Annotated in this window: 9 protein-coding genes; 7 read left to right on the top strand and 2 right to left on the bottom strand. The window is 58.8% G+C overall.

Annotated elements, in window-relative coordinates:
• Positions 1-710: 710 nt before the first annotated feature.
• The 6 genes from lon (at position 711) to cmoB (ending at position 6,938) form a co-directional block, all read left to right on the top strand.
• Positions 711-3,128: an endopeptidase La gene (gene lon / locus ACZZ0D_RS02355; RefSeq protein WP_159815767.1), complete on the top strand. Its 2,418-nt coding sequence runs from the start codon at positions 711-713 to the stop codon at positions 3,126-3,128.
• Between the two features lie 196 nt (positions 3,129-3,324).
• The gene (locus tag ACZZ0D_RS02350; protein ID WP_463552368.1) at positions 3,325-3,720 is read left to right on the top strand and encodes a hypothetical protein; all 396 of its coding nucleotides are present in this window, start codon (positions 3,325-3,327) and stop codon (positions 3,718-3,720) included.
• A 253-nt stretch (positions 3,721-3,973) separates the two neighbouring features.
• On the top strand, positions 3,974-4,366 hold the full coding sequence (locus ACZZ0D_RS02345) for a protease inhibitor I42 family protein (RefSeq protein ID WP_053123491.1): 393 nt from the start codon (positions 3,974-3,976) through the stop codon (positions 4,364-4,366).
• Between the two features lie 2 nt (positions 4,367-4,368).
• Complete coding sequence (locus ACZZ0D_RS02340; RefSeq protein ID WP_400649443.1) at positions 4,369-5,007, top strand: lysoplasmalogenase; 639 nt, start codon at positions 4,369-4,371, stop codon at positions 5,005-5,007.
• A gap of 234 nt (positions 5,008-5,241) precedes the next feature.
• On the top strand, positions 5,242-5,985 hold the full coding sequence (gene cmoA, locus ACZZ0D_RS02335; RefSeq protein ID WP_007916813.1) for a carboxy-S-adenosyl-L-methionine synthase CmoA: 744 nt from the start codon (positions 5,242-5,244) through the stop codon (positions 5,983-5,985).
• On the top strand, positions 5,982-6,938 hold the full coding sequence (gene cmoB, locus ACZZ0D_RS02330) for a tRNA 5-methoxyuridine(34)/uridine 5-oxyacetic acid(34) synthase CmoB (RefSeq protein ID WP_463552367.1): 957 nt from the start codon (positions 5,982-5,984) through the stop codon (positions 6,936-6,938). The genes cmoA and cmoB overlap by 4 nt, the downstream gene beginning before the upstream one ends.
• A gap of 130 nt (positions 6,939-7,068) precedes the next feature.
• On the opposite strand, the gene tadA is transcribed toward cmoB, so the two are convergent.
• Positions 7,069-7,566, bottom strand: coding sequence for a tRNA adenosine(34) deaminase TadA (tadA, locus tag ACZZ0D_RS02325; RefSeq protein WP_463552366.1), 498 nt, complete (start codon positions 7,564-7,566; stop codon positions 7,069-7,071).
• Positions 7,566-8,942: a multicopper oxidase family protein gene (locus ACZZ0D_RS02320; RefSeq protein ID WP_463552365.1), complete on the bottom strand. Its 1,377-nt coding sequence runs from the start codon at positions 8,940-8,942 to the stop codon at positions 7,566-7,568. The genes tadA and ACZZ0D_RS02320 overlap by 1 nt, the downstream gene beginning before the upstream one ends.
• A 256-nt stretch (positions 8,943-9,198) precedes the next feature.
• On the opposite strand from ACZZ0D_RS02320, the gene ACZZ0D_RS02315 reads away from it, so the two are divergent.
• Entirely contained in the window at positions 9,199-12,165 is a 2,967-nt protein-coding gene (locus ACZZ0D_RS02315; RefSeq protein ID WP_463552364.1) for a membrane-targeted effector domain-containing toxin, read from the top strand.
• Positions 12,166-12,191: the final 26 nt, after the last annotated feature.

The following is a 12,191-nucleotide window of genomic DNA, read 5'->3' as shown; positions in this document are numbered from 1 at the left end:
CAGCTCCTACATGTGAATCTAGTTCATCCGTCAGAACAGGTCGGCTGGCAGGCCGACATCGCGAGCAAGCTTTACTCCTACAAGATCAAAAGATCGCAGCCTTCGGCAGCTCCTACCGTTGAATCCAGTTCATCCGCCAGAACAGGTCGGCTGTCAGGCCGCCATCGCTGGCAAGCCAGCTCACAGGAATTGAGTTCACCCAATAAATTTTCGCATCGCGCCCGCTCCTCACCACTCAACACGATGAGCGCAAGCTCGGGTGAAGCTTTTGATCTTGATCCACGGGCGACGTCGGAAGGCTGAGTGGAGGGATTGATCCGGGGGTGGGAGCGCAGCGACCGTTTGGCGCAGCCAAACACATCGAGAGGAGGTGCAGCGAAGCAAACCGTAGGCGATGCCCCCCGGATCAATCCCGCAGCGAAGGAACCCCGAGCCCCAGCGAGCGGGCCGAACGCAGGAGCAAAGCCTTTTCGGTTACCTTTTCGGCGTCTGGAAAAGGTGACTCGCCGTAAGGGCGAAACCGCCAGCCGCAACACCCAAAAAAACGGATATACACACAAACCCCAAGAACATGGTCGGCCCAAAGGCCGCCAAGCCCAAAGCGTGACCCCTGTCAAAACCCTGAACACACAAGCAGAAACATCGCCCACCATTGAAACCACCGAAAGCCTGCCCCATCTAAGACCCATACCCCATTGCGCAGGTGCCCCATGAGCGACCAGCAAGAATTCCCCGATCACCCCGACGACTACACCGAAGACGACCACATCGAACACACCTCCTCCGGCAAAGGCCTCGCCCTGCCAGGCCAAAACCTGCCGGACAAGGTCTACATCATCCCGATCCACAACCGCCCGTTCTTCCCGGCCCAAGTCCTGCCGGTCATCGTCAACGAAGAACCCTGGGCCGAAACCCTTGACCTGGTCAGCAAATCCGACCACCACTCCCTGGCCCTGTTCTTCATGGACACGCCCCAGGAAGACCCGCGCCACTTCAACACCGGCGCCCTCCCCGAATACGGCACGCTGGTCAAGGTTCACCACGCCAGCCGCGAAAACGGCAAACTGCAATTCGTCGCCCAAGGCCTGAGCCGCGTACGCATCAAAACCTGGCTCAAACACCACCGCCCACCGTACCTGGTCGAAGTCGAATACCCGCACCAGCCGACCGAGCCGACCGACGAGGTCAAGGCCTACGGCATGGCGCTGATCAACGCGATCAAGGAACTGCTGCCGCTCAACCCGCTGTACAGCGAAGAGCTGAAAAACTACCTCAACCGCTTCAGCCCCAACGACCCGTCGCCGCTGACCGACTTCGCCGCCGCGCTGACCTCCGCCACCGGCCCCGAGCTGCAAGAAGTGCTCGACTGCGTGCCGATGCTCAAGCGCATGGAAAAAGTCCTGCCGATGCTGCGCAAGGAAGTCGAAGTCGCGCGCCTGCAAAAAGAAATTTCGGCAGAAGTTAACCGCAAGATCGGCGAGCATCAGCGCGAGTTCTTCCTCAAGGAACAACTCAAGGTCATCCAGCAGGAACTCGGCCTGACCAAAGACGACCGCAGCGCCGACCTCGAACAGTTCGAACAACGCCTCGAAGGCAAAGTCCTCCCCGCGCAGGTGCAGAAACGCCTCGAAGAGGAAATGAACAAACTGTCGATCCTCGAAACCGGCTCGCCGGAGTACGCAGTCACCCGCAACTACCTCGACTGGGCGACCTCGGTGCCGTGGGGCGTGTATGGCGAGGACAAACTCGACCTCAAGCACGCGCGTAAAGTGCTCGACAAACACCACGCAGGCCTCGACGACATCAAGGATCGCATCCTCGAATTCCTCGCCGTCGGTGCTTATAAAGGTGAAATCAGCGGCTCCATCGTGCTGCTGGTCGGCCCGCCGGGCGTGGGTAAAACCAGCGTCGGCAAATCCATCGCCGAATCCCTTGGCCGACCGTTCTACCGCTTCAGCCTCGGCGGCATGCGCGACGAAGCCGAGATCAAGGGCCACCGCCGCACCTACATCGGCGCGCAGCCGGGCAAACTGGTGCAGGCGTTGAAAGACGTCGAAGTGATGAACCCGGTGATCATGCTCGACGAGATCGACAAAATGGGCCAGAGCTACCAGGGCGACCCGGCCTCGGCGCTGCTGGAAACCCTCGACCCGGAACAGAACGTCGAATTCCTCGACCATTACCTCGACCTGCGCATGGACTTGTCGAAAGTCCTGTTCGTCTGCACCGCCAACACCCTCGATTCGATCCCAGGCCCGTTGCTCGACCGCATGGAAGTGATTCGCCTGTCGGGCTACATCACCGAAGAAAAAGTCGCCATCGCCAAGCGTCACCTGTGGCCAAAACTGCTGGAAAAGGCCGGCGTGTCCAAGGGCAGCCTGAGCATCAGCGACAGCGCGCTCAAGTCCCTGATCGACGGTTACGCCCGTGAAGCCGGCGTGCGTCAGCTGGAAAAACAGATGGGCAAACTGGTGCGCAAAGCGGTGATGAAGCTGATCGACGACCCGAAAGCGGTGATCAAACTCGGGCCGAAAGATTTGGAAGCGTCACTGGGTCATCCAGTGTTCCGCAACGAACAAGTGCTGTCCGGCACTGGCGTTATTACCGGTCTGGCGTGGACCAGCATGGGCGGCGCGACCTTGCCGATCGAAGCGACGCGCATTCATACGCTCAACCGTGGCTTCAAACTCACCGGGCAACTCGGTGATGTGATGAAGGAGTCGGCGGAGATCGCCTACAGCTACGTCAGCTCGCACTTGAAACAGTTCGGCGGCGATGCGAAGTTCTTCGACGAAGCCTTCGTCCACCTGCACGTACCCGAAGGCGCCACCCCGAAAGACGGCCCGAGCGCCGGTGTGACCATGGCCAGTGCGCTGCTCTCGCTCGCACGTAATCAGCCGCCGAAAAAAGGCGTAGCCATGACCGGCGAACTGACGTTGACCGGGCATGTACTGCCGATTGGCGGCGTGCGCGAGAAGGTGATTGCGGCGCGGCGGCAGAAGATTTTCGAGCTGATTTTGCCGGAGCCGAACCGGGGTAATTTCGAGGAATTGCCGGATTATCTGAAAGAAGGGATTACCGTGCATTTCGCGAAGAAATTTGCCGATGTGGCGAAGGTGTTGTTCTGATAAGAACTGACACCCTGCCTGCATCACCATCAATTTCAGGGGTGATGCAGGCAGGCCAGACATCTCATTAGAAACTAAAACTGCATTCGATATCGCTAACAAGCATTAATAACTGTCACAAATGACAGTTACCCGATTGCGTCAATCCTTTACCTTTCCCTTTCGAACTGACTTCAATTAGCAAGGGAATGACACCATGACGTCCACGCCATCGTCAGAAAATGTACGCACCGCCGACTATTTTACGATCAGCCAAAACGGCCAGGTGCTTTTTACAACCGACAGGATCAGAGTGGAACATCAGTCCGGTCACATCAGCATCGAGGGATCCCGACGCTTGGGTTTTGCTGATGAAGAACTCATTCACTTGGTGATTGACCCGGCGACTCCGTCGGGTGAGCAGCCGTTCAAACGTGGTGAACGACTCAAATCCGTTTTCCATCGCAATAGTAATGATGGGGAGCGGTACGCCTATGAAGGTAGGTTCGACGCCAACCTCGACAACGACAATAAAAAATATCGGCTGACTTTCGAGCTGAAATTTTATGGTCATACACACGCTATTAAATGTGAGATCGACGTTGCCGGTTAAACTTGTCACTGTTTTTTTATTGCGACGCAACTGTCCTGATAATTAGCAGCATCCAATCCGCCGTTATCGCGAGCAGGCTCACTCCTACAGTTTTCTGTGTTGAACACTTTATCGTGATCACCACAACCTACTGTAGGAGTGAGCCTGCTCGCGATGGCGTCAGCCCAAACACCAACACGCCCCGACTGTCACACTTTGTCTCATCTTCAGTTATGCTCGCCGTTCGTCGTGAACGCCCGGAGCCGCTGACCTTATGTCCCCCACTCGCCTGTTTGTCCCCCTCGCCCTCTCGTTGCTGGCCGCTTGCGCCAGCCAACCGAAACAGAACGTGACCGTGGAAAAACAAAGCGAATGCCCGGTGCAACTCACTAACGGGCAAAACCTGATCATCACCCTGCCAAGCAATCCAACCACCGGCTACCGCTGGGCCATTCAGGATTCCGCCGGTGGCGTGCTGCGCGCACTCAGCCCTGAGGTTTACAGCAATCCGGAAGATGCCGGCGTGGTCGGTGCCGCCGGAATTTCGACCTGGCGCTTCCAGGCGTTCGCGCCCGGCACCGGGCGTCTGCGTCTGACCTCGCAACAGCCGTGGGCGCCGGAAGTGCTGCCGGTGGAAACCTTTGATTGCGCGATTTCGGTGAACTGATCGTGGGTTGGTTGATTCTGGCGCTGATGGGCGCGGTGACGTTTCTTTATGGTTTGAGCACCCACGCGGCGCTCCTGTGTTTGTTGGTCAAACCACTGCCAGTGCTGGCGCTGCTCGGCTGGCTGCATGATGCGCCGCCCAGCGACTATCGGCGCTGGATCAGTCTGGGGCTGATTTTCTCGTTGCTCGGTGATGTGCTGCTGGCGTGGCCGGGGGATTTGTTCGTGTTCGGGCTTGGCGCGTTTCTGGTCGCGCATCTGGCGTATCTGAAGGCTTATCTGAGTGACTGCAAGCGTCTGGCGATGCTGCCGCTGGTGCTTGCCCTCGGTGTTGGCGCGGTGCTGTTGGGGATGCTGATTTCCAGCGGGCTCGGGCCGTTGCTGGTGCCGGTGATCGTCTATGGCACAGCAATCAGCGCGATGCTCTGGCGCGCACTTGCCCGGCTCGGCACCGATGTGCCGAAACGTTCGGCGTTGCTCGCGGCCGGCGGTGCGCTGGCGTTTGTATTCTCCGACAGCGTGATTGGCATCGATCGTTTCGTATCGCCATTTCACGCTGCGCCATACGTCATCATCCTCAGCTACTGGCTCGGCCAGTGGGGCATCGCCGCCTCGGCGTTCTCCCAGACCAAACGGATCTGATCATTCCCACGCTCCGCGTGGGAATGCATCCTGTGACGCTCTGCGTCACTTGCGCAGGGACGCAGAGCGTCCGGGGCGGCATTCCCACGCCGAGCGTGGGAACGATCAGCCGATCTCTGCAGGAGCTGCCGCAGGCTGCGATCTTTTGATTTACCGCTTTATCAGACAACCCAAGCATCCCCGCGCCCTTTTGGCTAAAATGCCGGCCTTTCCATTTACACCGCCGGAACCGCCGTGAGCAAAGAACCCGATCGCATTTTCGCCAAGCCTCTGGCCCAGGTACCCGACTTCGCCTTCAACGAAGACGTGGTGCGGGTGTTCCCGGACATGATCAAGCGCTCGGTGCCGGGTTACCCGACCATCGTCGAAAACCTCGGCGTACTCGCGGCGCAGTTCGCCCAGCCGAACAGCGTACTCTACGACCTCGGCTCCTCGTTGGGCGCTGTCACTCAAGCCCTGCGCCGTCACGTGCGCACCGACGGTTGCCGAGTGATTGCGGTGGATAACTCTGCCGCGATGGTCGAACGCTGCCGCGAATACCTCAACGGTCAGGACTCGATGTTCCAGGAGTTGCTGCCGGTCGAAGTGATCGAAGGCGACATCCTCGCCCTCGACTTCCAGCCCGCCTCGGTGGTGGCGCTGAACTTCACCCTGCAATTCATCGCCCCGGATCAGCGCACCGCGTTGCTTTCGCGCATCCGCCAATCGTTGCTGCCGGGCGGCGCGCTGATTCTCTCGGAGAAGCTGCGCTTCAACGATGCCGAAGAGCACGCGCTGCTCACCGATCTGCACGTCGCCTTCAAACGCGCCAACGGTTACAGCGAACTGGAAATCGCCCAGAAGCGCAGCGCCATCGAAAACGTCATGAAGCCCGACAGCCTCGAAGAACACCGCGAGCGCCTGTTGGCCGCCGGGTTCTCGAAAGTCGTGCCGTGGTTCCAGTGTCTTAACTTTGCCTCGTTGATTGCCTTGCCATGATTGATCTGTCCCCCCTCGCCCGCCGTCTGGCCGGCACGCCGCTGGCCGAATGGGCCAACACCCTGCAAGCTCAACTCGACAAGAAAATGGAGAAAGGCCACGGCGACCTGGAGCGCTGGCAAAGTGCGCTGGATGCCTTGCCGAAGATTCAGCCGAGCGAGATCGATTTGCTCAACGGCCTGAAACTCGACACCGATTGCGACGACGAAACCCGCGCGCAGATGCGTACTGCGTTGATGGGCTTGTCGCCGTGGCGCAAAGGGCCGTTCGATCTGTTCGGCGTGCACGTCGACACCGAATGGCGCTCGGACTGGAAGTGGTCGCGTGTCGCCCCGCATCTGGATCTGAAAGGCAAACGCATCCTCGATGTCGGTTGCGGCAACGGCTACTACATGTGGCGCATGCTCGGCGCCGGCGCCAACAGCGTGATTGGTGTCGATCCGAACTGGTTGTTCTTCTGCCAGTTCCAGGCGGTGCAACGCTATCTGTCCGAGCCGAATGCCTGGCACCTGCCGTTCCCGTTCGAAGACCTGCCGCCGAATCTGGAAGGCTTTGATACGGTGTTTTCGATGGGCGTGTTTTATCACCGTCGCTCGCCGATCGAGCACTTGCTGGCGCTGAAGGATTGCCTGGTGAAGGGTGGTGAACTGGTGCTGGAAACGCTGGTGGTTGAAGGCGACAAGCATCAGGTACTGGTGCCGGAAGACCGTTATGCGCAGATGCGTAACGTCTGGTTCCTGCCGTCGGTTCCGGCGCTGGAATTGTGGTTGCGTCGTGCGGGATTTACCGACATTCGTTGTGTGGATGTGAGCACCACGACTGTTGAAGAGCAGCGCGGTACCGAGTGGATGAAGTATCAGTCGCTGAGCGACTTCCTTGATCCCGAAGACCACAGCAAAACCATCGAAGGGTTGCCGGCACCGATGCGTGCCGTGATTGTCGCCAAAAAATAACTCCATCTCCTGCACAACGGAGATCCCCTGTGGGAGCGGGCTTGCTCGCGAAGGCGGAGTGTCAGGTAATAAATAGTTGCCTGACACTCCGCCTTCGCGAGCAAGCCCGCTCCCACATTGGGGTTGGTGTTTATTCAGCTGGTTTGGCTCGGCGGGCGCGGAAGAACTCCGTCAGCACCGCACCACACTCCTCCGCCAACACCCCGCCTTCATACAACACCCGGTGATTCAAAAAGCCCTGGGTAAAAAACTGCCCCTGACTCTGCACAATCCCGGCCTTCGGCTCCAACGCGCCATATACCACGCGCGCCACCCGCGAATGCACGATCAACCCCGCGCACATGCTGCACGGCTCGAGCGTCACATACAGCGTGCTGCCCGGCAGCCGATAGTTATCCACTGCCTGCGCCGCCGCACGAATCGCGACCATTTCGGCATGCGCACTCGGGTCGCTGGCACTGATCGGGCAATTAAACCCACGCCCGATAATCTCGCCATCCTGCACCAGCACCGCACCCACCGGCACTTCGCCCAGCGCTGCACCTTGCGCGGCGAGCGCCAAGGCTTCACGCATGAAATCGCGATCACGGCTGCGGTCGATAATCGCCGCGGGGCGAATCTGGCGCATCACTTCACCTCGATGGCGGCCATCAGGCCGGTTTCCATGTGGTCGATCACGTGGCAGTGGAACATCCACACCCCCGGATTATCGGCCACCAACGCCACTTGCGCGCGCTCGTTCTTGCCCAGCAGATAGGTGTCGGTGAAATACGGAATGACCTTGTGCCGGTTCGACGACAACACTTTAAAGCTCATGCCGTGCAGGTGAATCGGGTGCTGGTACTGGGTCATGTTTTTCAGTTCGAAAATATAGCTCTGCCCCAGCTTCAAACTGGCGATCGGCCGATCAGCGCAGGTCTTGTCGGTGATGTCCCAAGCCTTGCCGTTGATTTGCCACAGGCTCGGCGGCCGCCCGTTGTCGACGTCGACCGACACCGAACCGACCCATTCGAAATTGAAGTTGAGTTTCTCGGCATTCGCCAGATCTGGTTCGGCCACCGGGTTGGCCGGCAAGGTTTTCGGCCAGTCGGTCGGCGCGTCGGTATTGGCCACCGAACGCAATGTGCCCAAACGCACCGGGCCATTACGCAACGACAACTCTTCGCCCGCCGCCGGTGCCTTGATCGCCAGACAAATGCGCATGCCCGGGCCCAGCCAATATTCCTTGCCCAATGGCCGTGGCTCGACCGGGTTGCCGTCCAGCGCATAAATTTTCGCTTCGACGCCGGGAATATTGATGCGATACGTGAGGGTGTTATCCAGATTGAGCAGCCGCACCCGGGTGATCTGCCCCGCCGGCAATTCAATCACCGGGGTCGGCACACCATTGATCGTCGACAAACGCCCCGCCGTACCGCCCCGCGCCGCTTCGCGCGGAATGCTGAACTCGACGAAATTTCCTACGTCATCAATGTGCCAATTCTTCAGGCTCAGGGTCTTTTCGTAGACGAAACCGGTGGGCTCGCGCTCTTCGACGATCAGCGGCCCGACCAGCCCGCGCCCGAGTTCTTCGCTGCTGCTGACGTGCGGGTGATACCAATAGCTGCCGGCGTCCGGCACGCGGAATTTGTAATCAAAGTACTCGCCCGGCAACACCGGCAGTTGCGAGACGTACGGTACGCCATCCATTTCCAGCGGCAGGCGGATGCCGTGCCAGTGAATGGTGGTCGCCACCGGCAAATGGTTGATGAAGCGCACCCGCAGCCATTCACCCTGACGCACGCGTAATTCGGTACCCGGCGCCGACGGGCCGAACGCCCACGCCTCAGTCTTGTGCCCTGGCACCAGCTCAACGTCCAGTGGCGCGGCGATCAGCTCGTAATCGTGACCCGCCTCAGCGTCGGCCATCTTGCCCAGCCAGTAACGCGACGCGCCCCCTGCGCCAACGCCAACGACAACTAGACCGGCCAGGCCACCGAGGATTTGGCGACGGGTAAAGGACATGAACTCAACTACCTCACGTATCAGCGACAGGCCCGGGGGCCCGTTAAAAGGCGAATACGATACACCCGCAACTGAGAAACAGTAAGGCCGGCGTGGCAATGCGACACAGGTTCGCCATGTCTGCGGGACACTTTCGTACAGATCGCGTCCCTGCTTCCTTCACGCTCAGATGGCCTCAGCCCTACAGATTCGCGCCGCTGAAAAAGCCATAGTGTTGATCAGTTTTTTACCCCCCCCATTTCTCAAGGAGCGAGAAGTGAATATTCCTGTAACCCTGCCCCCATCTCTGCTTCCAAACCCTGCCGACGAACAGTCACTGCACGCGCTGGTGCTGCCGTTTACCGAGGCCTGCCCCGACCTGCACGACATGGCCCACGAAGCGGCCCAAGGCATTCTCGACAAATACGGTATCAAAGACATTGATCCCGAAAATGTCTGGTGGCACCGCTTCAACAACACCTCAGTCAGCAGCGACAAAGCCTTTCTGGGCTGGGAGCATTACCCGTCACCTTCGGAGTCACTGACGCTGGCGGAGCTAGTGGTCAAACGCTTTCACGCCCCCGATCAGGACAATGCCGACCTCCTCGACGGCTACGGCGGCTTTTACAGCGAAGGCGCAGACGCATCGGTCTTCAACGAGACCAACGAGGTTCGCCTGCGCCCCAGCGAAGTGCTGAAAGACCTTTGGGCGATCAACTTCAGCGAACTCTATCGAACGAAAATGCAGCAGTTCTGGACGCTGCACGCCGACGATTTCCGCACGTTGGCCAAACTGAATTTCCTCGCCAAAGCCCTCGATGAACACGACGGCGCGCGGCTGAATAATGAAAACCTCAAAACATTGCTCAAGGCTGTGGCGAGCGATATCACTTGGCCGGTTTCGCTGGTATTTCTGCAGCGTGAAACGCTCATCACTGACGGACTGCGAGTGAGCGCCCTGAACATCGGCGGCTACAGCGCCACGGATATCTTGTGCATCGCTGACAGCAATGGCGTGCAGATTATCTATACCCCCGGTGAACTCGACTGCTTCCATGTGTTCGCCACTGAGTCCGATCTGCATTGGTGGTTGTTGATGCAAAACAATCATGCGGAGAATCGCGCACGCTTCATGGCGCATTTCCCCTTGGCCGCCCAGCAACAGGACGATGGCAATATCGGTCTGAATGCCATGATCGACTTGCTGTACTCGACGTGGGGCAAAAGCGATCACCACCTGATCAATCAGAACACCACAGCGATCACAGGTGACGCGTTCAGTTGGCTACGCGACTCGGTCAAGGCGCGTATGCACGGTGACGCCGATCTCTCGCTGCATTCCAACGGCGAACTGCGCAAGAAGATGTGGATCGGTTACCTGAACGCCTTTCTCCGGGTGTTCGGCTCAATGGCCGCAATCGGCTGGCCGGCAGCGCTGGCGGTGGTCGGCGCGGGGCTTGCGGATATGGGCATGAACATCGATCAAGCGATCAACGGCACCAGCAAGGCAGATCGCAAGGCCGGGGTGATCGGAGCGATTGCCAGCGGCATCGATGTGCTGTTCAACCTGCCTTACCTGCGTGGCGCGGCAGAGCTTTCGGAAGTGGGCGAAGCGAGTGAAACGTTCAACACTCAGGATGAATTTACTGAAGCAGAGCCGCCGGAAGACTCTGCTGATATCCCGCTGATTGCCCGTTATGCACCTGGCCCCGCTTATGCGCAACAAGGCGCAGATCTGCTCGATACGTTCGAGACCAACGAAGTGTTGGACGGATTATCGCCGCTCGCGCAGGAAGGCCAGTTTCAGGGAATATTTCAACCGTCAGCCGGCGGGCATTACGTTCTGATTAACGACAACTACTACTTGGTGCGCTACATCAAAGAGTTGAAGAGCTGGGCGATCATCGACCCGACTAACCCCTACTCCTTCTATCGCAGCTTGCCGATTCGTCTGGACGAAGCCGGCGAATGGCAACCGATCAACCGCCCGGGTCTGATGGGGGGCGGCAAGTGCATCGGAATATGGCCATGGGGGCGCACTCGCACCCCGCTACCGGATGTAGACAGCCCACCAACGGCTTACGACATTCAACCCGCTTCGCGCGATGCGCTAAACGAGATTGCTCAGGGCGGTGGCACCAAGTACGACCTCAAGGACTACATGGCCACCCTGCCCAACGCTGACGGCACGAATCCACTTGCAGATTTCAAGGCGATGCGCCAAACGCTTTACCGCGATGCCACTGCATTTATGGAGTCACCTCAGCTACCAGCGCGTCCCGAGATCCCTATCCTGCCGGAAAAACTGGCACCGAAAGAGATCATCAAGAAGCTGTATAAATCGGCGTCCGGGCTGGTCATTGGCGAAAATCACTCCAGTGTCGGCAGCAAACAGTTTCTGATCGACAACATGGCGGCACTCAGTAAACAGAAGGTCAAAACCCTGTATCTGGAGCATGTGCTGACGGACTTCCATCAAGCCGATCTGGATGCTTTCAATCGCACCGGGAAGATGTCAGAGACGTTGGAAACCTACCTGAAGACCATGGACGGGGGATTCAAAACCGACACCAGCGGCCAGTACACCTTCCTCGAACTGGCCAAAGCGGCGCAAAAAAATCATATCCGCATCCAGTCGATCGATTGCCTGGCCAGCTATAGAAGCACCGGCATGAGCGGTGTCGACAAAAGCACGTTCCGCCAGAAGATGATGAATTACTTTTCGCATGAGGTGATCACCGCGGACCAGAACGCTCGTGGCGCCCATCGCTGGATCGCGCTGGTAGGCGACAGCCATGCCAATACCTGGGAAGGCGTACCGGGTTTAAGCGAACTGGAAGGCGGCATCGGCCTGCGTATAGAAAGCACCCCGGCCGGAACTGCCCGAGGCATAGAACCGGATCCCGGGCGCATTCCGACCGACGAGTTTGCCCGCCCGTTATCGCCCGTCAAAAGCGACCTGCGCCTGCAAATCGATACCCCCGCCAGCGTTGCCTTGGCCGACTCACTGGAAAAAACACTGATCAATCCCGGCGATTGCACGGTGATGAACATCGACGACGTCGCCACGCTGATTCATCGCAGCAGCGATGGCAACATCGTACGAACGCCGATCCTCAACAAGGGCGGGTTCTATTACGTTGAACGGCCGAACTGGCCCATCAGCGGCCGACGTTACCCCAACCTTGCCGAGCTCTCGGCTGCGTTGCGGATCATGGGGTTCAAACCAATAAAAATCAGCTGACGTAAAAAAGCCCCGTGAACTCGCGT

This window comes from Pseudomonas sp. AC193 (assembly GCF_979258075.1).
The sequence above is the reverse complement of the archived record's forward strand: the minus strand, read 5'-3'. Positions and strand labels throughout refer to the sequence as shown.